Origin of the sequence: Pseudomonas sp. C2B4 (genome assembly GCF_013359695.1) — a bacterium.
GTDB lineage: Bacteria > Pseudomonadota > Gammaproteobacteria > Pseudomonadales > Pseudomonadaceae > Aquipseudomonas.
The window spans coordinates 1-23,334 of the sequence record NZ_JABFMU010000001.1; the positions used below are offsets into that span (position 1 = coordinate 1).

The following is a 23,334-nucleotide window of genomic DNA, read 5'->3' on the forward strand; positions in this document are numbered from 1 at the left end:
GTCAACACCTCTTTTTCAACTCCCTTTCGGCTTCGATGACCTGAAGCAACTCACTGTCGAAAACTGCGTAACTCATTGTTTACCAAGGAGTTTTCCGTTTCGACTGCGCCGTAAGTGGGGCGAATTATAGACATCTGAAATCTGCCGTCAACACCTAATTTCAGCTTCCTTTCAATAAGTTACAGGCGGCAGGAAAAACAGCCCCTTCACACAATCGGAAGGAGCAAATCCTGCCTCTCTATATAGAAGGAATCCTTAGAGCACGCCTGAATCCTTGAATGCGCCCACCGCTCCGGCATCCAGCCCTAGCACCCGCTGCAGAACCTCCAGCGTATGCTCGCCCAACAAAGGAGGCGCAAGACGGTACTCGACCGGCGTCTTCGACAAACGAATCGGACTCGCTACCTGAGGCACCATCCCGGCCAACGCATGGGGCAGTTCGATCGCCAGCCCGCGCGCCTTGACCTGTGGATCGGCGAACATCTGGGCAAGATCATTGATAGGCCCACAGGGAACTCCAGCCTGCTCCAACTGCGCCACCCATTCAGCGGTCGTCTTGAAAACTGTCGCCTGGCGGATCAGGGGAATAAGCACCGCCCGATTCGCCACCCGCAGCTTGTTTGTGGCAAAGCGCGGATCATCCGCCCACTGAGGCTGCCCGGCGACTTCCGCAAATTTGCGGAACTGCCCGTCATTCCCCACGGTAAGGATAAAGTCGCCATCCGCCGTAGGAAAATCCTGATAAGGCACGATGTTCGGATGAGCATTCCCCAATCGCTTGGGCGGATTGCCTGTCGTCAGATAGTTCATCGCCTGGTTGGCCAGGCACGCCACCTGTACATCCAGCAATGCCATATCAATATGCTGACCACCCCCGACATGATCCCGATGCGCAAGCGCCGCCAGGATCGCCACCGTCGAATACAGCCCGGTCAAAATGTCGGTCAGCGCCACGCCCACCTTCACCGGCCCTGCACCCTCATCCCCCTCAGGTCGCCCAGTCAGGCTCATGAGGCCGCCTAGCCCCTGGATCATGAAGTCATAACCCGCGCGCTTGGCATAAGGGCCGGTTTGACCAAACCCGGTGATCGAGCAATAGATCAGATTCGGATTGATTGCCTTCAACGATTCATAGTCCAGCCCATAAGCCGCCAGACCACCCACCTTGAAGTTTTCGATCAAAATGTCCGACTTCGCCGCCAGGTCACGCACCAGCTTCTGCCCCTCCGGACGGGTGAAGTCGATGGTCACCGATTGCTTGTTGCGATTGGCCGACAAGTAATAGGCGGCCTCGCTGGTGTTTTCGCCATAGGCGTCTTTAAGGAAAGGCGGACCCCAGGCGCGCGTGTCATCACCATTGCCCGGACGCTCGACCTTGATCACTTCAGCGCCAAGGTCCGCAAGAATCTGCCCAGCCCACGGCCCGGCCAATACCCGCGACAAATCAAGTACCCGCAAATGTGAAAGCGCGCCCATGGCGTTCTCCTATTAATAGAACGCTTGAAGGCCGGTCTGCGCGCGACCGAGGATCAGGGCGTGGACGTCATGCGTACCTTCATAGGTATTCACTACTTCCAGGTTGACCAGGTGGCGAGCGACGCCGAACTCGTCGGAGATACCATTGCCGCCCAGCATGTCGCGAGCCATGCGCGCGATGTCCAGGGACTTGCCGCAGGAGTTGCGCTTCATCATTGAAGTGATTTCCACCGCTGCAGTACCTTCGTCCTTCATGCGCCCCAGACGCAGGCAACCTTGCAGCGCCATGGTGATTTCGGTCTGCATGTCAGCCAGCTTCTTCTGGATCAGTTGAGTGGCTGCCAATGGGCGACCGAACTGCTGACGATCCAGGGTGTACTGGCGAGCGGTGTGCCAGCAGAACTCGGCAGCACCCAGCGCGCCCCAGGAAATGCCGTAACGCGCAGAGTTCAGGCAAGTGAAAGGACCTTTCAAGCCGCGGACATCCGGGAAGATGTTCTCTTCCGGCACGAATACGTTGTCCATGACGATCTCACCGGTGATCGATGCACGCAGACCGACCTTTCCGTGAATCGCCGGGGCGCTCAGGCCCTTCCAGCCTTTCTCCAGAACAAAACCACGAATGTCGCCTGCATCGTCTTTACCCCAGACCACGAACACATCCGCGATCGGGCTATTGGTGATCCACATCTTGCTGCCCGTCAGGCTGTAGCCGCCTTCCACTTTGCGTGCACGAGTAATCATCGAGCCCGGGTCGGAACCGTGGTTCGGCTCGGTCAGGCCGAAGCAGCCGATCCACTCGCCGGAAGCCAGTTTCGGCAGATATTTCTGCTTCTGCGCTTCGGTACCGAATTCGTTGATCGGCACCATGACCAGCGAGGACTGCACACTCATCATCGAGCGGTAGCCGGAGTCGATACGCTCGACCTCACGGGCAATCAGGCCGTAGCTGACATAATTCAGGCCACTGCCACCGTACTGCTCAGGAATGGTTGCACCCAACAGGCCGACCTCGCCCATTTCGCGGAAGATCGCCGGGTCAGTCTTTTCGTGACGGAACGCTTCGAGAATGCGCGGCGCGAGGCTCTGCTGGGCGAACTGCGCGGCGGTGTCGCGGATCATGCGCTCTTCTTCGGTGAGCTGTTGATCCAGCAGCAGGGGATCGATCCAGTTGAAGCTAGCTTTACCGGCCATGAGTGTGTCCTCTCGAAACGGGGTGAAATAAACGTGGACTGATCCTAGGCCGGGTTCGTCATCTGGGCAAACGAGGATTTCGCATACTGTTGTGCTAATTTCTCACTCCGAAACGTCGCAAACGGCAAATTGTGCGATGTATTAGTGAGGTTGACGTACATGCGCAGGAAGATACCCAGCACCACCGCCCTGATCAGCTTTGAGGCGGCCGCGCGCCATGAGAGCTTTACCAAGGCGGCACAGGAACTTTCACTGACACAGGGGGCGATTTGCCGACAGATCGCCAGCCTTGAGGAGTTTCTCAATGTTGAGCTGTTCCGACGCTCACGACGCGGAGTAAAGCTGACAGAGGCTGGCCTCTCCTACAGTCGTCGGGTCGCCACCCAGCTCGACGCGGTCGAGCGCGACACCCTGTCCGTGATGGGCCAGCAAGGTGCCAACGTGATCGAGCTGGCAGTGGTGCCGACCTTCGGCACCCAATGGCTGTTGCCTCGCCTCAAGGACTTCCAGCAAAAACACCCGGAAGTAACGGTCAACCTGACCAACCGCACACGCCCCTTCCTGTTTGCCGACACGGACTTCGATGCCGCAATTTACTTCGGCGACGCAGACTGGTCCGGCACAGAATCCCACCGTTTGATGGGCGAACATCCACTCCCCGTTTGCAGCCCCAACCTGATGGGGAAAAACACTCATCTGACCGCCGACGAAATCGCTGAGCTACCTCTTTTGCAGCAGACCACCCGCCCCTACGCCTGGCGACATTGGTTTAACTCTCAGCGACTGAATGTCCCTCGCGACATGACAGGACCACGCTACGAGCTATTCTCCATGCTGGCCCAGGCAGCCATGCACGACATGGGTATCGCCCTGATTCCACCGTTTCTGATTCAGCGTGAATTGGCAGAGAAAAGACTGGTCATTGCCAACCCGCAGGCACTCTCCAGCATCAAGGCTTATTACCTGATGATTCCTGAACGGAAGGTCGAATCTGCCTCTTTGCGGGCTTTTCGGGATTGGCTGGTCAATCAGGCACACAGCTACAGCCTAGAAGGCTGAAGGCTTACAGCCATTAGCTGACCCCGTAGTCAATAAAATAAAAACCCTACAGATATAAGTATTTGTCGCATATCCGAAGACTGTACCCACAAGCGGTACAAACGTCCCACAAGCGCCTGAATACATGGCTTTGCGCCTGTATTCAAAGGCGATACAGCATCATTCATAGGGCCGATGTGAAAATTGCTGAATTTTGGCAAAATCGTCTGAAAGGCACGCTGTACAAGGGCTTGAACCGAATTGATGCGACATTCGGTCACGGGGTGACTTGTAGTTAATTTTCCGTCACACGTCATAATCCCTTGAAGGGCACAAAGTTCGCCTGCAAAATGCCGCGCCCCGCCCTGATTTAGCGGGATCGTGCTGATCGGCCGCCCCAGCCGCACCATCCGTAGTGCATGGGTTTACTTAATAAGATCACGCAGGAGATTTGACGTGCACATTGGTGTTCCTCTCGAAACCCAGACGGGTGAAACACGGGTTGCTGCTACCCCGGAAACCATCAAGAAGCTGATCGGCCAGGGTCATAAGGTCACTGTACAAAGCGGCGCCGGCGTTAATGCCAGCGTTGTAGACAGTGCCTATGAAGCGGCAGGCGCAACCATTGGCAGCGCCAATGATGCGTTTGGTGCCGAGCTGATTCTCAAAGTGGTCGCACCCAGCGACAGCGAACTGGTGCTGATCAAGCCCGGCACCGTTGTCGTGGGCATGCTCAACCCGTTCAGCAATGAAACCATCGCCAAGCTGGCCGAGTGCGGCATTACCGCGTTCGCGCTGGAAGCCGCGCCGCGCACCTCCCGCGCCCAGAGCCTGGATGTGCTGTCCTCCCAAGCCAACATCGCCGGCTACAAGGCTGTGTTGCTGGCAGCTCACCACTATCCGCGCTTCATGCCGATGCTGATGACCGCTGCGGGCACCGTGAAAGCGGCGCGCGTGCTGATTCTCGGTGCCGGTGTTGCCGGATTGCAGGCCATCGCCACGGCGAAGCGTCTGGGTGCGGTGATCGAAGCGTCTGACGTACGCCCGGCGGTTAAGGAACAGATTGAATCCCTCGGCGCCAAATTCGTCGACGTGCCTTACGAGACCGATGAAGAGCGCGAATGCGCCGTCGGTGTCGGCGGCTATGCCCGACCAATGCCGGCCAGCTGGATGCAGCGTCAGGCTGTGGCCGTGCATGAACGCGCCAAGCAGGCCGACATTGTCATTACCACCGCTCTGATTCCGGGCCGCAAGGCGCCGACGCTATTGAGTGCGGAAACCGTGGCGCAGATGAAGCCGGGCTCGGTGGTCATCGATCTGGCGGCCGCCCAAGGTGGCAACTGCCCGCTCACTGTGGCTGACCAGGTAGTCGTCGAACATGGCGTGACCATCGTCGGCCCGACCAATCTGGCGGCCGCGGTCGCAGCCGATGCCTCGGCCCTGTATGCACGCAACCTGCTGGACTTCATGAAACTGTTGTTCGATAAAGAAGGACAACTGGTGATCAACCTTGAAGACGATATCGTCGCCGCGTGCCTGATGTGCCGCGACGGCCAGATCGTGCGCAAGAACGGCTGAGGATAAAAACAATGGAAGACATGCTGATCTCTCACGGTATCTACAACCTGATCATCTTCGTACTGGCTATCTATGTCGGCTACCACGTGGTCTGGAACGTGACTCCTGCCCTGCACACACCACTGATGGCCGTGACCAACGCCATCTCCGCCATCGTGATCGTCGGTGCCATGCTCGCCGCCGCCCTCACCGTGACCCCACTGGGCAAGACCATGGGCACCCTGGCCGTGGCCCTGGCCGCAGTCAACGTATTTGGTGGCTTCCTGGTCACCCGACGCATGCTGGAAATGTTCAAGAAGAAGGCGGCTCCAGCAAAAGCTCCGGCAGCCAAGGCCGAAGCAGTCAAGGCTGAGGTGCAGCAAGCATGAGCATGAACCTGGTTACTTCCCTGTATTTGATCGCCTCGGTTTGCTTCATCCAGGCGCTCAAGGGTCTTTCGCATCCGACCACCTCGCGTCGCGGCAACCTGTTCGGCATGCTCGGCATGGGTCTGGCGATCCTCACCACGGTTGGCCTGATCTACAAGCTCGGCGCCGAACTGGCCCATGACGGTATCGTCTACGTGATCGTCGGCCTGCTGATCGGCGGCACCGCCGGTTCGATCATGGCCAAACGCGTTGAAATGACCAAGATGCCCGAGCTGGTCGCCTTCATGCACAGCATGATCGGCCTGGCAGCGGTGTTCATCGCCGTGGCTGCCGTGGTCGAGCCGCAGTCGCTGGGCATCGTCCAGCAACTGGGTGATGCGATCCCCGCTGGTAACCGCCTGGAACTGTTCCTCGGGGCTGCCATCGGTGCGATCACCTTCTCCGGTTCTGTCATTGCCTTCGGCAAACTGGCTGGCAAGTACAAGTTCCGCCTGTTTCAGGGTGCGCCGGTACAGTTTAGCGGTCAGCACAAGCTGAACCTGCTGCTGGGCCTGGCCACGCTGGCACTGGGTGTGACCTTCATGCTCACTGGCGACTACACCGCTTTCGGCGTGATGCTGGCGCTGGCCTTCGTGCTCGGCGTGCTGATCATCATCCCGATTGGCGGCGCCGACATGCCGGTGGTGGTGTCGATGCTCAACAGCTATTCCGGCTGGGCAGCGGCGGGTATCGGCTTCTCGCTGAACAACTCGATGCTGATCATCGCCGGCTCGCTGGTGGGTTCGTCCGGTGCGATCCTGTCGTACATCATGTGCAAGGCGATGAACCGCTCCTTCTTTAACGTACTGCTCGGTGGTTTCGGCAACACTGCGGACGCGGCCGGCCCTGCTGGCTCGAAAGAAGCGCGCCCGGTGAAATCCGGCTCGGCTGATGACGCGACCTTCCTGCTGACCAACGCCGACACCGTGATCATTGTTCCGGGCTACGGCCTGGCGGTAGCGCGGGCGCAACATGCGCTGAAGGAACTGACCGAGAAGCTGACTCATCGTGGCGTGACCGTGAAGTACGCGATCCACCCGGTTGCCGGTCGTATGCCAGGCCACATGAACGTATTGCTGGCCGAGGCTGAAGTGCCTTACGACCAGGTGTTCGAGATGGACGACATCAACTCCGAGTTCGGCCAAGCCGATGTGGTACTGGTGTTGGGCGCCAACGACGTGGTCAACCCGGCCGCCAAGAACGATCCGAAATCGCCGATTGCCGGCATGCCGATTCTCGAAGCGTTCAAAGCCAAGACCATCATCGTCAACAAACGCTCGATGGCCAGCGGCTATGCCGGCCTGGACAACGAACTGTTCTACCTGGACAAAACCATGATGGTGTTCGGTGACGCCAAAAAGGTCATCGAAGACATGGTCAAGGCTGTCGAGTAACCCTCGCTGGCAATAAAAACGCCCCGACTTGTCGGGGCGTTTTTGTTTGCGCAAATCGGCAGGCACAACGCTGTTTTATTACCGAAACGGTAACGGTGTTTTGCTTGAAAGCCGCGGAATAGACGCCTCTTTTGCGACCTTGGTAGCGGGACAGGGAGCAGCGAAATTCAATAGACTGCGCATCCAGCTACCCGCTTCCCGAGATAACAATCCATGTACCGTGACCGTATTCGCCTGCCTTCGTTGTTGGATAAAGTGATGAACGCCGCCGAGGCTGCCGCTTTGATTGAGGACGGCATGACCGTCGGCATGAGCGGCTTCACCCGCGCCGGTGAAGCCAAGGCCGTCCCCCACGCACTGGCGGAACGGGCCAAGGTCACGCCACTGAAGATCAGCCTGATGACCGGCGCCAGCCTGGGCAACGATCTCGACAAGCAGCTCACCGAAGCCGGCGTATTGTCACGGCGCATGCCATTCCAGGTGGACAGCACCCTGCGCAAGGCAATCAATGCTGGCGAAGTCATGTTCATCGACCAACACCTCTCGGAAACCGTCGAGCAACTGCGCAACCAGCAACTGAAACTGCCGGACATCGCGGTCATCGAAGCCGTCGCCATTACCGAACAAGGTCATATCGTGCCCACCACCTCCGTGGGCAACTCGGCCAGCTTCGCGATTTTCGCCAAACACGTGATCGTCGAGATCAACCTGGCGCACAACCCGAACCTCGAAGGCCTGCACGACATTTATATCCCGACCTATCGTCCGACCCGCACGCCGATTCCGCTGGTCAAGGTCGAGGATCGCATTGGCAGCACCGCCATCCCGATTCCGCCGGAAAAAATCGTCGCGATCGTGATCACCAACCAATCCGACTCGCCTTCCACCGTGCTGCCGCCAGACGCGGAAACCCAAGCCATCGCCGACCACCTGATCGACTTCTTCAAGCAGGAAGTGGACGCCGGGCGCATGACCAACAAGCTCGGCCCGCTGCAGGCCGGGATTGGCACCATCGCCAACTCGGTGATGTGCGGCCTGATCGATTCGCCTTTCGAAGACCTGACGATGTACTCCGAAGTGCTGCAGGACTCGACCTTCGACTTGATCGACGCCGGCAAGCTGAGCTTTGCCTCGGGTAGTTCGATCACATTGTCGAGCCGCCGCAATGCCGATGTGTTCGGTAATCTGGAGCGTTACAAGGACAAACTGGTGCTGCGCCCACAAGAGATCTCCAACCACCCGGAAGTGGTGCGTCGCCTGGGTATCATCGGCATCAACACGGCGCTCGAGTTCGACATTTATGGGAACGTGAACTCCACCCACGTCTGCGGCACGCGGATGATGAACGGCATTGGCGGTTCGGGTGACTTCGCGCGCAACGCGCATCTGGCGATCTTCGTCACCAAATCGATCGCCAAGGGCGGCGCCATTTCCAGTGTGGTGCCTATGGTCAGTCACGTTGACCACACCGAGCATGACGTCGACATTCTCGTCACCGAGGTGGGCCTGGCGGACTTGCGTGGCCTGGCACCCCGCGAGCGCGCCCGCGTCATCATCGATAACTGTGTACACCCGGATTACCGCCAGGCATTGAATGACTACTTCACGGCAGCCTGCGCAATCGGCGGGCACACCCCCCACATCCTGCGCGACGCCCTGAGTTGGCACATGAATCTGGAAGAAACCGGACAAATGCTCGCCGTCTGATTGGTACAGATAGCAGCTGATGCAAACACAGTTTCGTCAGCTGCTTATCGCTAAGCGTAAATCCTTCAAAAACTGTACTGCTGTACCGGTCATTTTCTACCGTAATTCCCTACGCCACCCTATCAAACCAGCAAAAACGCACTATTTAGGTGCGGATAGGTACAGTTGCCTCAATTTTGACCAGTACACCCCCTATAAACAGTTAACTGAGCCCTCACAATACAGATGAACTGTATCTACAGGGACTAGGCAAACAAGAGGATCATGGGCACCAGTTAAACCACTACCTAATCCCGCCACAAGCGGAAGGATGAAAACCATGGAACGTACACTCAGTTCCGATCTGTTCTTCGAAGACACTGCTGCAAAAACCCAGGCTTCCCTGCCTCTGCGCGTTATCGCCAACCTGATGCTGTGGCAGCGCCGCATCTCCAGCCGCCACCAACTGGCTCGCCTGGATTCGCGTCTGCTGGCTGATGCCGGGATCAGCGAAGCACAACGCTTCGAAGAGCTGAGCAAGCCGTTCTGGCGCTAAGTCAGCGTCGCTGGCCCTGACCTTAAGGTCCACCGCCAGCAACCCGAATTGAAAAAGCAAAGCCCGTCGTGGGAAACCACGACGGGCTTTGTCGTTTTGACGATCCAAAACCAACAATACAGAGGAAGAAGTCGCCAATAGGTACAGTTGTAATAACATCGCAACTGAACCAGTACAATTCAGTCTTGGTGTGTCTGTTGCCAGTATCCGGTCGGGATCAACATGAGATCCCATCCCGACTGCAAAAGGACTGCACCATGAATCGCACTTTGGATACTTCCATTTCCACGCCTCAATCCAATCATCGCGTGAGCTGGCTCCGCAGATTGCTCAGGAGGTTCGGCGACAGCCTGGAAAGGAGCAGAACCCGGCATTTACTGGGCCAACTGGATGATCGGCAGCTCTCAGACCTGGGCATCAGCCACGCTGATCGTGCCAAAGAATTGGATAAACCATTTTGGCGCTGATGCGCTGCCCGAACAGAAGGCACTGTTCGAATCGCTATGAGCAGGCCTAATATCAAACCAGAACTTGGCGAGCGCGGAGTGTCTAACGTCTGACTCTCCAGACACCACGCCATATTTCAATTGAATTATCCAAAGGAGCTACACCATGTCCCGTCTTCGCCTGCTCAGCGCTGCAGCCCTGATTGCCGTGGCTGCCAATGCCCACGCCACCAGCTTCATCGTGACCACCGATGCCGTCGTCGGTGCACTCAAAGCCACCTCCGATGCAACCTCCGACGTCACTTCGTCCTTTAAAGATGACAAGATCGTACTGGCCGCTCGTGACGACGCCGCCAGTTTCGTCGCCAGCGAGGGCAACATCCGCGGCGTAAAACTGGAAAGCGCGCTCGACCACATCCGGCATCAGGCTCCTCAACTGAATGCAAGCGATGCGCAATTGGCGCAAGCGATTCTGGCGATCTAAGCAAACGTCTGACGCGGGACACGCCCAACGTGTCCCCATGTTCATGTTTCGGCGCTGGCTCTAGTCCGGGCATTGCGCTAGCCTTGGGACTCGCTTTCAACTGCCGAGTCTCATGCGTTTTCTTTCACGCCTGTTAATCACTTCTGCCTTTATGGCGGCCAACTATTCGGGCTCGGCCTATGCCTTCGACGCCTTTAATCTGTCGACGCAAGGCACCGTGGCCAGTGGTTATGCCTCAAGCCTGGTGACCTCCGCCCCCTTCGACCATAAACTGCTGCTCGCCGCCCATGATGACGCCGCAGCGTTCATCGCCAGTGACGGCCAATTGAGAGGCGCCCAACTCGAGTCGGCCCTGCGCTATCTGCGCCAGAACCAGCCAAAACTTCATGCCAGCGACCTTGAACTGGCACAGGCAATTCTCGTCCAATAGTTATCCTTAGTTCCTCCGGAGTCGTTCCATGCGTAGCCCGCTGATTGCCGCCACCCTTGGCCTGCTGTTGTTGGCCGATATGGCCCAGGCACATACCCTGGTAGCCACCAGTAACATCCTCATTCGTGCCACCCAGCGCACACTGGATTTCACTTCTGATACCACCACGTCCATCAGGGACTCGAAACTCGTGCGCGAAGCACAGGATGACGCCGCCAGCTTCGTTGCGACCAATGGCGATATTCGTGGTGCGCACCTGGAAGCGGCCTTCGACATGTTGCGCACCCGCGTGCCGGAAGCCCGTGATGCCAGTGATCAGGTTCTCGCCGAAGCCATCCTCGCACTGTGAAGCTATCCACAGCCTGGCTACTGGCCGGGGCGCTGTTGCTGTTCGGCAACAACGCCCAGGCCGGCCTTGAACTACACCTCAAGACAGAAGATCTGAGTCCCGCACAACAGCAGGCCAGTCAGGCGTTGCTCGATGAAGCCATGCAGGCGCTACCGCCGCGCTTTATCGAGCACCTCGACCGGCGCATCGACGTCGGCTGGACCGACGACATGCCCACAAACGCCTATGGCCAGGCATCGTTGGTGTCCGAACTCGATCTGAATCGCAGGTTGCTGGCCAGCCTCACGGACGGCAGCGCCGCCACCAAAAAAACCTACCGTCCCCATGGCACCGTACGCCGGGAAATGCTCGCTACGGTTTTGCACGAACTGACCCACATTTATGACCGTTCACGCCTGTGGCCCCAGGCGGAGCGCACACTGATCCAACGCTGTACCCGACAGGACAGCAGCTCAGGCCTGGTCGGCATTCCCGACGAATGTCGCGGTCAGTCCGGGCGCCGCTTCACCCTCAGCGACGATCCGCGCCTGCTCGACCTTGCCGGCTGGCCGCAATACGTGGGCCGTCGTGGCGAACGTGAACAGTACAACCGGCAGATCGCACGCAGTCCGGACATCTACGAAACGAGCAGTCCCAAAGAGTTCGTCGCGGTCAACATGGAGTACTTCCTCCTCGATCCGGGTTACGCCTGTCGCCGCCCGGCCCTGTACCGCTACTACAAAGAACACTTCGGCTGGGCACCTGCCGCCAAAGACACCTGCGGCAAAACCTTCGCGTTCCTCAATGCCGGCAATGACTTTGCCAAAACACCGCTGGGCCAGGTCGATCCGGAGCGGGTGTATGCCGTCGACTATCTGCTGGCCGAGGCCAATCAGAACTGGGTCAGCCGCTGGGGCCACAGCATGTTGCGGCTGGTGATCTGTGCTCCGGGCCGGCCTCGTGGGCCGGACTGTCGGCTGGACCTGGACCAGCATCTGGTGTTGTCCTACCGCGCCTTCGTCGGCGACGTGCAGCTGTCGAGCTGGGATGGACTGGTGGGCAAATACCCCTCTCGCCTGTTTGTCCTGCCGTTGGCCCAAGTGATCGATGAATACACCAAGACCGAATTGCGCAGCCTGGCTTCAGTGCCGCTGAATCTGTCGCGCAACGAAATCGAAGAGGTGGTGGAACATGCCGCCGAGATGCACTGGAGCTATGACGGAAACTACTTTTTCCTCTCCAACAACTGCGCAGTAGAAGGCCTCAAACTGCTACGCAGCGGCACCAACAATTCGAAGCTGGTCGGACTGGACAGCATCATGCCAAACGGGCTGCTCGAAGTGCTCAAGGGGCGCGGCCTGGCCAACACCAGCGTGCTGGACGATCCCCGCGAAGCGCTACGCCTGGGTTATCGCTTCGACTCCTTCCGTGAACGCTATCAAGCGATGTTCGAGGTGTTGAAGAAACACTTGCCGATCAAACAGGACAAGGTCGAGGACTGGCTGGCCTTGAAAGCCGAGCAGCGCCGCCAATGGTTTGATCAGGCTGACCTGCGCACCAGTGCGGCACTGCTGCTGCTGGAGCAGGCCAGTTTCCGGCAGCAATTGGTGCTGGCCCAGGATGAAGTGAAACAACGCTATCTGGGCGCCCGGGAGCTGCAGAACGGCGGCATGGACAGAGCCAATAAAACCTTGCAGGAGATTCTGGCCAACAGCGGCTTCCTCAGCCGCCCGGCGGAACTGCTCGGCAGCGGAGGCTATGGATTGCCGCAGCCGAATGAATGGCAACGCCTGGAATCGGAAAGCAGCCTGCGCCAGAAACAGCTTCAGGCACTGAGCGGAGATCTGGACAAGGAAGTCAGGGCCTTGCTTGAACCGGAACGTGCAGCGGAAATGGCGGCTAATGAAGCCAACGTGAAGCAGATTGGCGAGCATCTGCGCACACTGCACAAGGCGTCGGGCGGGTTGGAGTTGCCTTAAGTGAGTATTTTTGTGGCGAGGGAGCTTGCTCCGTCGCCACAATCAAACAGCGACTCAGTAGAGCACGCCCTCTAGGACCTCATACACAATCCCGCTCCCCACCGCGATCAGCACAACATCCCCCCCGGCCCGACGCCATTCGTAACCCGGGTAGTACGGCAGTCGCCCCAGTGCACGGTTATCCAGTCGCTCACCATAGTAACCATGGGGCAAAGGCCGACCCCGAACCAGACGAATACCCGGCGGTGGCGGAGCCCCGCGTACGAAATAGTCGCGATGGTCGTGAATGGTCTGGCGCACTGGACCGAAGTCCCGTGGAGGAGGTCCGCCACGATGGTTGTCCTGCCCGCCACGATGATCATCGCCGTGATTGTCGTAATGGCCCTGCTGCGGGCCGCCGTGGTCGTGATCGTCGCGTTGATCGGCGCTGGCGTGCAGCAACGGGGTCGCACTGAGCATCAGCACACCCAGGCTGGCAATCAGACGTTTCGGCATTTTCATTGGGGGTTTCCTCACAACACACACAGCAAAAAGGGCTTCAGAACGCAGTCCTGAAGCCCTCGGTCTTGCTGGTTAGTCTGTGCCGGGAGGCTCTAATTCCTCTGTATCAGGAACTTTACCTTCAGCTGACACGGGCCTTACGCACACCATCAGCCAGTGCCGAGCAAAGGCTCAGTACGCCATCGATCGCCTGATCCGGCGTCGAGGCATCGGCGATGTGATCGATCAATGCCGAACCCACCACCACACCGTCCGCCAGACGCGCGATAGACGCCGCTTGCTCCGGTGTACGGATGCCGAAGCCGATGCTGATCGGCAGGTCGGTATGGCGACGCAGACGAGCGACCGCCTCTTCGACGTGCTCCAGTGTTGCCGCGCCAGCACCGGTCACACCGGCAACGGAGACGTAATACACAAAGCCGGAGCTGCCGTTGAGCACGGTGGGCAGGCGAACGTCGTCTGTGGTCGGGGTGGTCAGACGGATGAAGTCCAGACCGGCAGCCTGTGCCGGGTCGCACAGTTCGCCATTATGTTCAGGCGGCATATCGACCACGATCAAGCCATCGACACCAGCCTCTTTCGCATCAGCGATAAAACGCGGTACGCCGTACTTGTGAATCGGGTTGAAGTATCCCATCAGCACCAGCGGCGTTTCGTTGTTGTCCTTGCGGAACTCACGCACCATTTCCAGGGTTTTCACCAGGTTCTGCTTGGCAGCCAGGGCGCGGATGTTGGCGAGCTGGATCGCCGGGCCGTCAGCCATCGGATCGGTGAAGGGCATGCCCAATTCGATCACGTCGGCGCCAGCGGCCGGCAAACCCTTGAGGATCGCCAGGGACGTGTCGTAGTCCGGGTCACCGGCGGTGACGAAGGTCACCAGGGCAGCGCGGTTCTGTTCCTTGAGTTCGGCAAAACGTGTTTGCAGGCGGCTCATCAGTGTTTCTCCTGCTTCGATTGTTCCATGTGGTGCATCACGGTCTGCATGTCTTTGTCCCCGCGACCGGACAGGTTGACCACCATCAGGTGATCCTTCGGCAGCTTCGGTGCGCGCTTGAACACTTCAGCCAGGGCGTGAGCGCTTTCCAGTGCAGGAATAATCCCTTCCAGGCGGCAGCATTGGTGGAAGGCAGCGAGGGCTTCGTCGTCGGTCACCGAGGTGTACTGGACGCGGCCGATGTCATGCAACCAGGCGTGTTCCGGGCCGATGCCCGGATAGTCCAGGCCTGCGGAGATCGAGTGGGCGTCGATGATCTGGCCGTCGTCGTCCTGCAACAGGAAAGTGCGGTTGCCGTGCAGCACACCCGAAACGCCACCGTTCAGGCTGGCAGCGTGCTTGCCGGTTTCGATGCCGTGACCGGCCGCTTCAACGCCGATGATTTCAACGCTCTTGTCGTCGAGGAACGGGTGGAACAGGCCCATGGCGTTGGAACCGCCACCGATGCACGCCACCAGGCTGTCCGGCAGACGACCTTCCTGGGCTTGCAGCTGGTCGCGGGTTTCCTTGCCGATGACGGCCTGGAAATCACGAACCATCGCTGGATAAGGGTGTGGACCGGCGACGGTGCCGATCAGGTAGAAGGTGTTGTCGACGTTGGTCACCCAGTCACGCAGGGCTTCGTTCATCGCATCCTTCAAAGTACCGGTACCGGCCACGACCGGAATCACTTCGGCACCCAACAGCTTCATGCGGAATACGTTGGCCTGCTGACGCTCGATGTCAGTGGTACCCATGTAGATCACGCAGTCCAGGCCAAAACGTGCGGCCACGGTGGCGGTCGCGACGCCGTGCATGCCCGCGCCAGTCTCGGCAATGATGCGTTTCTTGCCCATGCGCCGCGCCAGCAGAATCTGGCCGATGCAGTTGTTGATCTTGTGCGCGCCGGTGTGGTTCAGCTCTTCGCGCTTGAGATAAATCTTTGCGCCGCCGCAGAACTCGGTCAGACGCTCGGCGAAATAGAGTGGGCTTGGACGACCGACATAGTCGCGCTGGAAGTAGGCCAATTCTTCCTTGAATGCAGGATCTTCCTTGGCCGCTTCGTATTCACGGGCCAGGTCGAGGACCAGCGGCATCAGGGTTTCAGCGACGTAACGGCCGCCGAACGCGCCAAACAGGCCGTTAGCGTCAGGGCCGTTGCGCAGATTTGTCTGGGTCATTTGGCGCTCCAGTTGAATGCGTGAAGAGAGAGTGGGCTTCACTCTACCCCTGACGCTGCGACCTGAAAACCGATAAGATCGCTGCAACCTGTCAGGAAAACTCACAGATACCATGAGCCACGACCTGCCCCCCTTGAATGCCTTGCGCGCCTTTGAAGCCACGGCCCGCCTGAACAGCGTCAGTCAGGCTGCCGAACAGCTGCACGTCACCCACGGTGCGGTCAGCCGGCAACTGAAGGTGCTGGAAGAACACCTCGGCGTAAGCCTCTTCATCAAGGAAGGTCGCGGCCTGAAACTCACAGATGCCGGCATGCGATTGCGCGATGCCAGCGCTGAAGCCTTCGAGCGCCTGCGCACGGTGTGTGCCGAACTGACCCAGAGCACGGCCGATGCGCCTTTTGTGCTGGGCTGCTCGGGAAGCCTGCTGGCACGCTGGTTCATTCCGCGCCTGGGACGATTGAATGCCGACCTGCCTGACCTGCGCCTGCACCTGTCCGCCGGAGAAGGCGATCTTGATCCCCGCCGCCCAGGCCTGGACGCCTTGCTGGTATTTGCCGAGCCACCCTGGCCGGCGGATATGCAGGTATTCGAACTCGCCAGCGAACGGATCGGCCCGGTGATGAGCCCTCGATTCGCCGGCTATGCCAGGCTCAAAGACGCGCCCGCCACAGCCCTGCTCAATGAATCATTGCTGCACACCACATCGCGCCCACAAGCCTGGCCCAGTTGGGCACAGCAGAGCGGCCTCGACGCCAAGTCGTTGAAATACGGTCAAGGTTTCGAGCATTTGTATTATTTGCTGGAAGCGGCCGTGGCCGGATTGGGCGTGGCGATTGCCCCTGAGCCACTGGTGACCGAGGACCTGAAGGCCGGCCGACTGGTCGCGCCCTGGGGGTTCAGCGAAACGCCGGCGCAACTGGCGCTATGGCTGCCCAAGCGCGCCGCGGACGGGCGCGCCCGGCAACTGGCGCAATGGCTCAAAAACGAGCTGTGCCAGACGGATCAGTCACCGCGTTTGAACAGCAGGTAGGCCGCCAACAGGCCCAATGCACCGACGGCCACACCGGCTGTCGTCCAAGGGTGCTCCTGGGCGTAGTCCCGAGTCGCGATCCCGGTTTCCCGGGTTTTCACCTTGACCTCCTCATAGGCATCGGAAAGCAGATGGCGCGAATGTCTCAGCGCGTTCTCAGCGTTGCCTTTGAGCACCTTGAGGGTCTTGCGCGACTCGTCCGAGGCGTCGTCCTTCAGGCTCTCCAAGGATTTGAGCAGACTCTCGATCTCCGCTTCCATGCTTTGCAATGAGGCTTTGCGTAACGAGCTGTTGGCCATGGTGGCTCTCCTTCATTGTTGATGAGTGGCGTGTGTTGGTTGGGACTTCAGGGGCTCGAGAAAGTGCAGTAAATGTGAACGTCCATGTCGGAACGACCAATAGAAGTAAGACAGAAAATCACTGCTAGGCTGTATTTCACACCCTGAGGAGAACGCCATGTCTGACCATCACACCTACAAGAAAGTCGAACTGGTTGGCTCGTCCACCAGCAGCATTGAAGACGCGATCAACAACGCACTGGCCGAGGCCAGTAAAAGTCTCAAATACATGGAATGGTTTGAAGTGACCGAAACCCGCGGACACATCAAGGATGGCAAGGCTGCGCACTTCCAGGTGACGCTTAAAGTCGGGTTCAGGATTGCCAGCAGCTGACGTTGGTCTAGCCTTCTGAACTTGCGCGCTGGCCGAGTGCCATAGGGAATGGCAAGGCGCTATATAACTAAAATCTGGCCAAAGGCTGGGTGCTCCCTTTTGATCCGACCAGAGATTGCGACTGATGAAGAAGTTTATTTTGGCGGCAGGTTTGTTGAGTCTGGCGGGGACAGCCTTTGCTGACGTCAAATCCTGCGAAGAACTGAAAGCCGAGATCGCGGCAAAGCTAGATGCCAAGGGCGTTTCCGGTTATTCGCTGGAAATTGTCGATAAAGGAGCAGCCGCTGGCGGAAAAGTCGTCGGTACCTGTGAAAAGGGCACCAAGGTCATCGTCTACAAGCGTTAAGCGGGTTACCAAAACCTGTAGGAGCGAGCTTGCTCGCGATGGTCGCCAACGATAACGCTGGAAGCCTGACACCCTGCAGTGGTCTCAGGTTCATCGCGAGCAAGCTCGCTCCTACAAGTCAATGCGCCAAATGTCAGCCTTTCATGACTTGCGCCAACAGCTCGTAGGAATGCAGACGATCAGCATGTTCGTACAGGTCGCAGGTAAAAATCAGCTCGTCGGCCTGGGTCTGCTCGACCAGTACGTCCAGCTTGGCGCGGATTTTCTGCGGGCTGCCGATCATGGCCAACCCCAGGAAATCCATCACCGCCTCCCTCTCGTGGGGTAGCCACAGGCCATCCATGGTTTTCACCGGTGGACGCTGCACCAGGCTTTGGCCGCGCATCAGCGCGAGAATGCGCTGGAACACCGAGGTCGCCAGATAGTCGGCTTGTTCATCGGTGTCGGCCGCCACCAGTGGCACGCCGAGCATCACGTAAGGTTTGTCCAGCACCGCTGAAGGCTTGAAGTGATTGCGGTAGACGCGAATCGCTTCATGCATGTAGCGCGGTGCGAAATGGGAGGCGAAGGCGTAGGGCAAACCGCGCTCACCTGCCAGTTGCGCACTGAACAGGCTTGAGCCCAGCAACCAGATCGGCACATTCGTACCGGTGCCCGGCATCGCAATGACGCGCTGGTCTGGCGTGCGCGGGCCGAGGTAACGCACCAGCTCCGCCACATCGTCCGGGAAGTCGTCTGCGCTGCCGGAGCGTTCGCGACGCAACGCACGGGCAGTCAACTGATCGGAACCAGGGGCACGACCGAGCCCCAGATCGATGCGGCCCGGATACAGGCTTTCAAGGGTGCCGAACTGTTCGGCAATCACCAGGGGGGCATGGTTGGGCAGCATCACGCCACCCGAACCCACGCGAATGGTCGACGTGCCGCCCGCCAGGTATCCCAGCAACACCGAGGTCGCGGAACTGGCAATGCCATCCATGTTGTGGTGTTCGGCGACCCAGAATCGGTTGTAGCCGAATTTCTCGACGTGCTGCGCCAGATCCAGCGAATTGCGCAGCGACTGGGCGGCGCTGCCGTTCTCTCGAACGGGCACAAGATCGAGGGTCGAGAACTTGATATCGGACAGTCGTTTCATAAACCTGCTTCTCCAATTGAGGGCGCAGGTTTTTTCTTGCGAACTAAAACCTGCCGAATCCAAAGGCGTGATTCATGCAATGAGGGCATATACCCGAGTTTCAATAGCGCGGGAAAAATTCCTGCCCAAAAGCCGCCAGGATCGGATGAAGTGAACTTTGATTCACAGACTACCCTCACAATCCTGGTAACCGAAACCATACAGGCGCGACCTTTCGCGCCGGATTTTGAGGAGAAAGGCATGGCTATCATCAAGAAAGCATCGGCCCATTGGGAAGGTGACCTGAAAACCGGCATCGGCTCGATTTCCACGGAAACCGGTGTGCTCAGGGAAGCGCCCTACGGCTTCAAGGCGCGTTTCGAGGGCGGCAAAGGGACCAATCCGGAAGAGCTGATCGGCGCAGCCCATGCGGGCTGTTTCTCCATGGCATTTTCCATGATTCTCGGTGAGGCCGGCCTGAAGGCCGATAGCATTGATACCAAGGCCGAAGTCACCTTGGACCAGGTGGATGGCGGATTTGCGATTACAGCGGTAAAACTGATCCTCAAGGCGAAAATTCCCGGTGCCAGCCAGGCGCAATTCGAGGAGCTGAGCAATAAGGCCAAGGAAGGTTGTCCGGTTTCCAAGGTTCTGAATGCGAAAATCAGCCTGGATGCGACTTTAGTTAGCTGAATCGGGGTTGGCGCCGTAAAAAATCGCAGCCTTCGGCAGCTCCTGCAATGAATCTCGTTCCCCTGTAGGAGCTGCGTAAGGCTGCGATCTTTTTGCTCGACAGCAGACTTGCCCGTCAAAATTGTGGTCGAATAAATGACAGCAGCCAAAACGCAGAATCCTGCGAGCTGCCTCAAAGGAGCTTCAACCATGAAACGTTTTGCCTTGACGGTTATCTGTTGCGCACTGGCCTCTTCGGCCTTGGCAGCACCTAAACCCTGTGAAGAACTCAAGGCCGAAATCGAAGCCAAGATCCAGGCTCGCGGAGTGACCTCCTATACCCTGGAAATCGTTACCAACGACGAAGTCCACGATCAGAACATGGTCGTGGGCTCGTGCGAAAATGGCACCAAGAAAATCATCTACCAGAAGAACGACCGCTGACCGACCTATGGCACACAGTTGATCTGTCTTTCTTCGGCGACTATTTCATTTTTGGCGTTGTACAGACGAGCTTCGGGCGTGAACGCCATGGAGCGGGCTTGCAACACATAACGCTGACCGGCCTCGAAATGGTCGTACTTGATGATCATGTAGCACAGCCGTTCCGAGCCACCGTCAAACAAATCCGAGCCCCCTCCAGGCACTTCAAAATCGAAGCGAACCGTGAGTTCGTGGCTACCGGGAGTGACCTGGAAAAACCGCCCGTCGCGCAAGCGCTGGTTGTCCAGTCGCTCGCCCATCAGCAATTTGTCGTTTGGAAAGGGTGTGGAGAAGTCGACCCACGCCATTTGCGGATTGGCTGCCGGCATCGGTGTCGAACAACCGGCAACCAAGCTTGCAGCCAGTAACAGCATCAACCTGCGCATGATGAATGTCCTGAGTACCGGGTATTCAGAATAGCGCCGATCAGGTGCGTTGGCAGCCCGCCGGTGTACCTTGGCCAATCACTTTTCGCTGCTGATCATAGAGCTTGGCCCATGGTCGGAACCCGATATTCCCTGCTTGCAATTGATAGCGCTCGCCGGCGTTGAATTCGTTGAATTTCACGTTTAACTGACAGTCACGCCACAGCGGCTTGGCGTCGGGGCCAATGTTGGTGGGCTGTACGGGAAACTGATAGCGAACCTTTAGCTCATGACTACCGGGCTGCACCTGGAAGTAGCGTTTATCAGTGGTCGCTTTGTCATCCACTCCCAGCGCCAGCAGCGCCGTATCTTCCTGATGGGATTCCAGATCAATCCATGCTTGCGTCGGATCATGATGAGGCAAGCCGAACCCGGCACAGCCGGCCAGCGTCAGCAGGCCTCCCGTCAGCATCAATTTGCGCATAGCGGAGCTCCAGTCAAGCGGGATAGTCTTGCGAGCAGACTCTCCAGGAATTTTTTATTTTGATCAGGCCGCATCCAAGCCTTGGGTTACTTGATCGCGTTTTGCGCATTTTGTTTCCGGCTGCGTTGCTTTTGTTACTCAACGGTTGTTCCAGCATCAGCTATTACAGCCAACTGGCCAGTGGCCAACTGCAATTGCTGCGCGCACGGGAACCCGTTTCCACTGTGATTGCCGATCCCCACCGAGATCAGAAACTGCGGATGCACCTGGCCCAGTCACAAAAAGCCCGGACCTTCGCCAGCCAGCAACTGCATCTGCCGGACAACCAGAGTTACCGGTTGTACGCCGACATCGGCCGTCCCTATGTCGTCTGGAACGTGTTCGTCACGCCGGAATTTTCCCTGAAGCCGCAGAATCATTGCTTCCCGATCGCCGGCTGCGTGGCCTATCGCGGCTACTACAGCCAGAGTGCCGCGCGTGGTGAAGCGGCGCTGCAACGCCTGCAGGGCATGGATGTGACCATCGGTGGCGTCGAGGCCTACTCGACCCTGGGCTGGTTCAACGATCCGATCATGAGCTCGATGATGGGGTGGGGCGATGAACGTCTGGCCACGCTGATTTTTCACGAACTGGCGCATCAGCGCATTTATGTGAAGGACGACACCGAATTCAACGAGTCATTCGCCACCTTCGTCGAGCAGGAAGGCACCCGCCAATGGCGTGCCTGGCGCAATCTTCCACCCGATACCGGGAAACAGGTGCAACAACGGGATCAGTTCATTCAGCTGGTGCTGGACGCCCGCACCCGGCTTGAAAAGCTCTACGCCCTGCCACTGCCACCCGAACAAATGCGCCAACGCAAAGCTGCAGAGTTCGAGCGCCTGCGCGGCGAGTACCGGCAACTGCGTGATAGCCAATGGGCCAGCGACAAGCGTTATGACGCGTGGATCAATGCGCCGATGAACAATGCGCGATTGCTGCCCTTTGGGCTGTATGACCAATGGGCACCTGCGTTTGCGGCATTGTTCAAACAGATGGGTGGGGATTGGGTGAAGTTTTATGTCGAGGTCGAGAGATTGGGTGCGCTGCCCGTTGAACAGCGTAAGACAGCGCTGAAGGCCTTGGCGGAGTCCAAGAGTTTCGGTGCCTGAGCCGGCCTCTTCGCGGGCAAGCCCGCTCCCACAGATGCGATGTCGTTCACAACATTGAAACACGACGCAAAACCTGTGGGAGCATGGCTTGCCCGCGATGGCGATCTCATTAGCCCCGCAAAAACGCCTGATGCATCTCATCCAACGTTTCAAAATGATAGGCCGGCGCTTCGGCGCTGAGCTCTTCCCGACTGCCAAACCCATAGCCCACCGCCGCCGCGTCCAGGCCGTTGCTGCGCGCGCCGATCAGGTCGTGCTTGCGGTCGCCGATCATCAGGGTGTTGGTTGGGTCCAGGCCTTCCTCGGCGATCAAATGGGCGATCAGCTCGACTTTGTTGGTACGGGTGCCGTCCAGTTCGCTGCCGTAGATCACTTTGAAGTGCTTGGCGAAGTCGAAATGCCGGGCAATTTCCCGGGCGAAAACCCACGGCTTGGACGTCGCGATGTACAGCTGTCGCCCCTGTCCGCCCAAGGTTTCCAACAGCGGCGTGACACCGTCGAACACTCGGTTTTCATACAAGCCTGTGACTTTGAAGCGTTCGCGATAGAAATTCACCGCCTCCCAGGCCTTGGCTTCGTCGAAGTCATAGAACTGCATGAATGCCTGCAACAACGGCGGGCCGATGAAATGTTCGAGCTTGGTGAGATCGGGCTCATCGATGCCAAGCTTGCTCAAGGCAAACTGAATCGAGCGGGTGATGCCTTCACGCGGGTCGGTCAGGGTGCCATCGAGGTCGAACAAAACGGTTTGGTAATGCATGAAAATTCCTGGGTAATAGTGAGACGCGTCAGATCTGGTCGTAGCCTTCGGCCAAATGCAGATCCTTGAGCTTCACGTAGTTCGCCGCGCTGTAGGTAAAGAAAGCCTGTTCCTTGTCCGTCAGCGGCCGTATCTGCTTCACCGGGCTGCCCACATAGAGGAAACCGCTTTCCAGGCACTTGCCCGGTGGCACGAGGCTTCCGGCACCGATGATGACATCATCGGCGACCACCGCACCGTCCATCACAATGCTGCCCATCCCGATCAGCACCCGGCTACCAATGGTGCACCCATGCAGCATGACCTTGTGGGCGATGGTCACATCATCGCCGATCAGCAATGGGTACCCGTCCGGGTTGAACGGCCCGGCGTGGGTGATGTGCAGCACACAGCCATCCTGCACGCTGGTGCGCGCACCGATGCGGATGCGGTGCATGTCGCCGCGGATCACCGTCAAAGGCCATACCGAACTGTCTTCGCCGATTTCGACGTCGCCGATCACCACCGCCGAGCGGTCGACAAAAGCGCCTTGGCCGAGCACTGGCGTGTGGTTCTGATACTTGCGAAGGGGCACGATAGGTTCTCTCTCTGTCGCTGATAGCTGCG

28 protein-coding genes are annotated in these 23,334 nt (G+C 58.4%); 17 read left to right on the forward strand and 11 right to left on the reverse strand.

The annotated features are described in order from the left end of the window. Positions 1-255 precede the first annotated feature (255 nt). Together HNQ83_RS00005 and HNQ83_RS00010 are read right to left on the reverse strand one after the other, a co-directional pair. Positions 256-1,476 carry a CaiB/BaiF CoA-transferase family protein gene (locus HNQ83_RS00005; RefSeq protein ID WP_175387088.1) on the reverse strand — a complete coding sequence of 407 codons (1,221 nt, stop codon included), beginning with the start codon at positions 1,474-1,476 and terminating at the stop codon, positions 256-258. Between the two features lie 12 nt (positions 1,477-1,488). After that, a complete protein-coding gene (locus HNQ83_RS00010) occupies positions 1,489-2,670 on the reverse strand; it encodes an acyl-CoA dehydrogenase (RefSeq protein ID WP_175387089.1) in 1,182 nt (393 codons plus the stop codon). 159 nt (positions 2,671-2,829) lie between these two features. On the opposite strand from HNQ83_RS00010, the gene HNQ83_RS00015 reads away from it, so the two are divergent. From HNQ83_RS00015 to HNQ83_RS00065, 11 genes are all read left to right on the forward strand, one after another. After that, positions 2,830-3,729 carry a LysR family transcriptional regulator gene (locus HNQ83_RS00015; protein WP_175387090.1) on the forward strand — a complete coding sequence of 300 codons (900 nt, stop codon included), beginning with the start codon at positions 2,830-2,832 and terminating at the stop codon, positions 3,727-3,729. A gap of 435 nt (positions 3,730-4,164) precedes the next feature. Then, entirely contained in the window at positions 4,165-5,286 is a 1,122-nt protein-coding gene (locus tag HNQ83_RS00020; protein ID WP_175387091.1) for a Re/Si-specific NAD(P)(+) transhydrogenase subunit alpha, read from the forward strand. Positions 5,287-5,297: 11 nt separating this feature from the next. Next, complete coding sequence (locus HNQ83_RS00025) at positions 5,298-5,654, forward strand: NAD(P) transhydrogenase subunit alpha (protein ID WP_007992881.1); 357 nt, start codon at positions 5,298-5,300, stop codon at positions 5,652-5,654. After that, positions 5,651-7,087, forward strand: coding sequence for an NAD(P)(+) transhydrogenase (Re/Si-specific) subunit beta (locus HNQ83_RS00030; protein ID WP_137806638.1), 1,437 nt, complete (start codon positions 5,651-5,653; stop codon positions 7,085-7,087). Before HNQ83_RS00025 ends, HNQ83_RS00030 begins: the two co-directional genes overlap by 4 nt. Positions 7,088-7,300: 213 nt before the next feature. Then, on the forward strand, positions 7,301-8,794 hold the full coding sequence (locus HNQ83_RS00035; RefSeq protein WP_175387092.1) for an acetyl-CoA hydrolase/transferase family protein: 1,494 nt from the start codon (positions 7,301-7,303) through the stop codon (positions 8,792-8,794). 319 nt (positions 8,795-9,113) lie between these two features. Continuing rightward, the gene (locus HNQ83_RS00040) at positions 9,114-9,329 is read left to right on the forward strand and encodes a DUF1127 domain-containing protein (protein WP_175387093.1); all 216 of its coding nucleotides are present in this window, start codon (positions 9,114-9,116) and stop codon (positions 9,327-9,329) included. Between the two features lie 257 nt (positions 9,330-9,586). Next, the gene (locus HNQ83_RS00045; protein ID WP_175387094.1) at positions 9,587-9,796 is read left to right on the forward strand and encodes a DUF1127 domain-containing protein; all 210 of its coding nucleotides are present in this window, start codon (positions 9,587-9,589) and stop codon (positions 9,794-9,796) included. A gap of 145 nt (positions 9,797-9,941) precedes the next feature. After that, on the forward strand, positions 9,942-10,259 hold the full coding sequence (locus HNQ83_RS00050) for a DUF2388 domain-containing protein (protein ID WP_175387095.1): 318 nt from the start codon (positions 9,942-9,944) through the stop codon (positions 10,257-10,259). 112 nt (positions 10,260-10,371) lie between these two features. Next, complete coding sequence (locus tag HNQ83_RS00055; RefSeq protein WP_175387096.1) at positions 10,372-10,689, forward strand: DUF2388 domain-containing protein; 318 nt, start codon at positions 10,372-10,374, stop codon at positions 10,687-10,689. 28 nt (positions 10,690-10,717) lie between these two features. Continuing rightward, a complete protein-coding gene (locus tag HNQ83_RS00060; RefSeq protein ID WP_175387097.1) occupies positions 10,718-11,038 on the forward strand; it encodes a DUF2388 domain-containing protein in 321 nt (106 codons plus the stop codon). Beyond that, positions 11,035-12,996 carry a DUF4105 domain-containing protein gene (locus HNQ83_RS00065; RefSeq protein WP_175387098.1) on the forward strand — a complete coding sequence of 654 codons (1,962 nt, stop codon included), beginning with the start codon at positions 11,035-11,037 and terminating at the stop codon, positions 12,994-12,996. Before HNQ83_RS00060 ends, HNQ83_RS00065 begins: the two co-directional genes overlap by 4 nt. A 54-nt stretch (positions 12,997-13,050) precedes the next feature. On the opposite strand, the gene HNQ83_RS00070 is transcribed toward HNQ83_RS00065, so the two are convergent. From HNQ83_RS00070 to trpB, 3 genes are all read right to left on the reverse strand, one after another. Beyond that, the gene (locus HNQ83_RS00070; protein ID WP_175387099.1) at positions 13,051-13,497 is read right to left on the reverse strand and encodes an anti-virulence regulator CigR family protein; all 447 of its coding nucleotides are present in this window, start codon (positions 13,495-13,497) and stop codon (positions 13,051-13,053) included. 121 nt (positions 13,498-13,618) lie between these two features. Further along, entirely contained in the window at positions 13,619-14,431 is an 813-nt protein-coding gene (trpA, locus tag HNQ83_RS00075) for a tryptophan synthase subunit alpha (protein ID WP_175387100.1), read from the reverse strand. Further along, complete coding sequence (gene trpB / locus HNQ83_RS00080) at positions 14,431-15,651, reverse strand: tryptophan synthase subunit beta (RefSeq protein WP_175387101.1); 1,221 nt, start codon at positions 15,649-15,651, stop codon at positions 14,431-14,433. Before trpB ends, trpA begins: the two co-directional genes overlap by 1 nt. 112 nt (positions 15,652-15,763) lie before the next feature. Between trpB and HNQ83_RS00085 the strand changes: the two genes are divergently transcribed. Continuing rightward, complete coding sequence (locus HNQ83_RS00085; RefSeq protein ID WP_175387102.1) at positions 15,764-16,681, forward strand: LysR family transcriptional regulator; 918 nt, start codon at positions 15,764-15,766, stop codon at positions 16,679-16,681. Here HNQ83_RS00085 and HNQ83_RS00090 read toward each other — a convergent pair. Next, positions 16,654-16,980 carry a YqjD family protein gene (locus HNQ83_RS00090; protein WP_175387103.1) on the reverse strand — a complete coding sequence of 109 codons (327 nt, stop codon included), beginning with the start codon at positions 16,978-16,980 and terminating at the stop codon, positions 16,654-16,656. The two genes, HNQ83_RS00085 and HNQ83_RS00090, sit on opposite strands and share 28 nt — an antisense overlap. A gap of 157 nt (positions 16,981-17,137) precedes the next feature. Between HNQ83_RS00090 and HNQ83_RS00095 the strand changes: the two genes are divergently transcribed. After that, positions 17,138-17,353, forward strand: coding sequence for a dodecin (locus tag HNQ83_RS00095; RefSeq protein ID WP_090327193.1), 216 nt, complete (start codon positions 17,138-17,140; stop codon positions 17,351-17,353). A 124-nt stretch (positions 17,354-17,477) separates the two neighbouring features. Then, on the forward strand, positions 17,478-17,699 hold the full coding sequence (locus HNQ83_RS00100; RefSeq protein ID WP_175387104.1) for a DUF1161 domain-containing protein: 222 nt from the start codon (positions 17,478-17,480) through the stop codon (positions 17,697-17,699). A 133-nt stretch (positions 17,700-17,832) separates the two neighbouring features. Here the strand turns inward: HNQ83_RS00100 and HNQ83_RS00105 are convergent, their stop codons facing one another. Beyond that, a complete protein-coding gene (locus tag HNQ83_RS00105; RefSeq protein WP_175387105.1) occupies positions 17,833-18,834 on the reverse strand; it encodes an LLM class flavin-dependent oxidoreductase in 1,002 nt (333 codons plus the stop codon). A 240-nt stretch (positions 18,835-19,074) separates the two neighbouring features. Here HNQ83_RS00105 and HNQ83_RS00110 point away from each other — a divergent pair, with 240 nt between their 5' ends. Both HNQ83_RS00110 and HNQ83_RS00115 read left to right on the forward strand, forming a co-directional pair. Then, positions 19,075-19,506, forward strand: coding sequence for an OsmC family protein (locus HNQ83_RS00110; RefSeq protein WP_175387106.1), 432 nt, complete (start codon positions 19,075-19,077; stop codon positions 19,504-19,506). Between the two features lie 189 nt (positions 19,507-19,695). Further along, complete coding sequence (locus tag HNQ83_RS00115; RefSeq protein WP_175387107.1) at positions 19,696-19,929, forward strand: DUF1161 domain-containing protein; 234 nt, start codon at positions 19,696-19,698, stop codon at positions 19,927-19,929. Between the two features lie 5 nt (positions 19,930-19,934). On the opposite strand, the gene HNQ83_RS00120 is transcribed toward HNQ83_RS00115, so the two are convergent. Continuing rightward, entirely contained in the window at positions 19,935-20,354 is a 420-nt protein-coding gene (locus HNQ83_RS00120) for a hypothetical protein (RefSeq protein WP_175387108.1), read from the reverse strand. A gap of 40 nt (positions 20,355-20,394) precedes the next feature. Further along, positions 20,395-20,817 carry a hypothetical protein gene (locus tag HNQ83_RS00125; protein WP_175387109.1) on the reverse strand — a complete coding sequence of 141 codons (423 nt, stop codon included), beginning with the start codon at positions 20,815-20,817 and terminating at the stop codon, positions 20,395-20,397. A gap of 59 nt (positions 20,818-20,876) precedes the next feature. On the opposite strand from HNQ83_RS00125, the gene HNQ83_RS00130 reads away from it, so the two are divergent. After that, a complete protein-coding gene (locus tag HNQ83_RS00130; protein ID WP_175387110.1) occupies positions 20,877-21,968 on the forward strand; it encodes an aminopeptidase in 1,092 nt (363 codons plus the stop codon). A gap of 109 nt (positions 21,969-22,077) precedes the next feature. Here HNQ83_RS00130 and HNQ83_RS00135 read toward each other — a convergent pair whose 3' ends face one another. Together HNQ83_RS00135 and HNQ83_RS00140 are read right to left on the reverse strand one after the other, a co-directional pair. Next, positions 22,078-22,728: an HAD family hydrolase gene (locus tag HNQ83_RS00135; RefSeq protein ID WP_175387111.1), complete on the reverse strand. Its 651-nt coding sequence runs from the start codon at positions 22,726-22,728 to the stop codon at positions 22,078-22,080. A 28-nt stretch (positions 22,729-22,756) separates the two neighbouring features. Then, positions 22,757-23,302, reverse strand: coding sequence for a gamma carbonic anhydrase family protein (locus HNQ83_RS00140; RefSeq protein ID WP_175387112.1), 546 nt, complete (start codon positions 23,300-23,302; stop codon positions 22,757-22,759). Between the last annotated feature and the right edge of the window lie 32 nt (positions 23,303-23,334).

Bases quoted from the DNA above. Each gene is read 5' to 3' on its own strand.
- HNQ83_RS00005 (WP_175387088.1), bottom strand. From the start codon at position 1,476: ATGGGCGCGCTTTCACATTTGCGGGTACTTGATTTGTCGCGGGTATTG.
- HNQ83_RS00010 (WP_175387089.1), bottom strand. From the start codon at position 2,670: ATGGCCGGTAAAGCTAGCTTCAACTGGATCGATCCCCTGCTGCTGGAT.
- HNQ83_RS00015 (WP_175387090.1), top strand. From the start codon at position 2,830: ATGCGCAGGAAGATACCCAGCACCACCGCCCTGATCAGCTTTGAGGCG.
- HNQ83_RS00025 (WP_007992881.1), top strand. From the start codon at position 5,298: ATGGAAGACATGCTGATCTCTCACGGTATCTACAACCTGATCATCTTC.
- HNQ83_RS00030 (WP_137806638.1), top strand. From the start codon at position 5,651: ATGAGCATGAACCTGGTTACTTCCCTGTATTTGATCGCCTCGGTTTGC.
- HNQ83_RS00035 (WP_175387092.1), top strand. From the start codon at position 7,301: ATGTACCGTGACCGTATTCGCCTGCCTTCGTTGTTGGATAAAGTGATG.
- HNQ83_RS00040 (WP_175387093.1), top strand. From the start codon at position 9,114: ATGGAACGTACACTCAGTTCCGATCTGTTCTTCGAAGACACTGCTGCA.
- HNQ83_RS00045 (WP_175387094.1), top strand. From the start codon at position 9,587: ATGAATCGCACTTTGGATACTTCCATTTCCACGCCTCAATCCAATCAT.
- HNQ83_RS00050 (WP_175387095.1), top strand. From the start codon at position 9,942: ATGTCCCGTCTTCGCCTGCTCAGCGCTGCAGCCCTGATTGCCGTGGCT.
- HNQ83_RS00055 (WP_175387096.1), top strand. From the start codon at position 10,372: ATGCGTTTTCTTTCACGCCTGTTAATCACTTCTGCCTTTATGGCGGCC.
- HNQ83_RS00060 (WP_175387097.1), top strand. From the start codon at position 10,718: ATGCGTAGCCCGCTGATTGCCGCCACCCTTGGCCTGCTGTTGTTGGCC.
- HNQ83_RS00070 (WP_175387099.1), bottom strand. From the start codon at position 13,497: ATGAAAATGCCGAAACGTCTGATTGCCAGCCTGGGTGTGCTGATGCTC.
- trpA (WP_175387100.1), bottom strand. From the start codon at position 14,431: ATGAGCCGCCTGCAAACACGTTTTGCCGAACTCAAGGAACAGAACCGC.
- trpB (WP_175387101.1), bottom strand. From the start codon at position 15,651: ATGACCCAGACAAATCTGCGCAACGGCCCTGACGCTAACGGCCTGTTT.
- HNQ83_RS00085 (WP_175387102.1), top strand. From the start codon at position 15,764: ATGAGCCACGACCTGCCCCCCTTGAATGCCTTGCGCGCCTTTGAAGCC.
- HNQ83_RS00090 (WP_175387103.1), bottom strand. From the start codon at position 16,980: ATGGCCAACAGCTCGTTACGCAAAGCCTCATTGCAAAGCATGGAAGCG.
- HNQ83_RS00095 (WP_090327193.1), top strand. From the start codon at position 17,138: ATGTCTGACCATCACACCTACAAGAAAGTCGAACTGGTTGGCTCGTCC.
- HNQ83_RS00100 (WP_175387104.1), top strand. From the start codon at position 17,478: ATGAAGAAGTTTATTTTGGCGGCAGGTTTGTTGAGTCTGGCGGGGACA.
- HNQ83_RS00105 (WP_175387105.1), bottom strand. From the start codon at position 18,834: ATGAAACGACTGTCCGATATCAAGTTCTCGACCCTCGATCTTGTGCCC.
- HNQ83_RS00110 (WP_175387106.1), top strand. From the start codon at position 19,075: ATGGCTATCATCAAGAAAGCATCGGCCCATTGGGAAGGTGACCTGAAA.
- HNQ83_RS00115 (WP_175387107.1), top strand. From the start codon at position 19,696: ATGAAACGTTTTGCCTTGACGGTTATCTGTTGCGCACTGGCCTCTTCG.
- HNQ83_RS00120 (WP_175387108.1), bottom strand. From the start codon at position 20,354: ATGCGCAGGTTGATGCTGTTACTGGCTGCAAGCTTGGTTGCCGGTTGT.
- HNQ83_RS00125 (WP_175387109.1), bottom strand. From the start codon at position 20,817: ATGCGCAAATTGATGCTGACGGGAGGCCTGCTGACGCTGGCCGGCTGT.
- HNQ83_RS00135 (WP_175387111.1), bottom strand. From the start codon at position 22,728: ATGCATTACCAAACCGTTTTGTTCGACCTCGATGGCACCCTGACCGAC.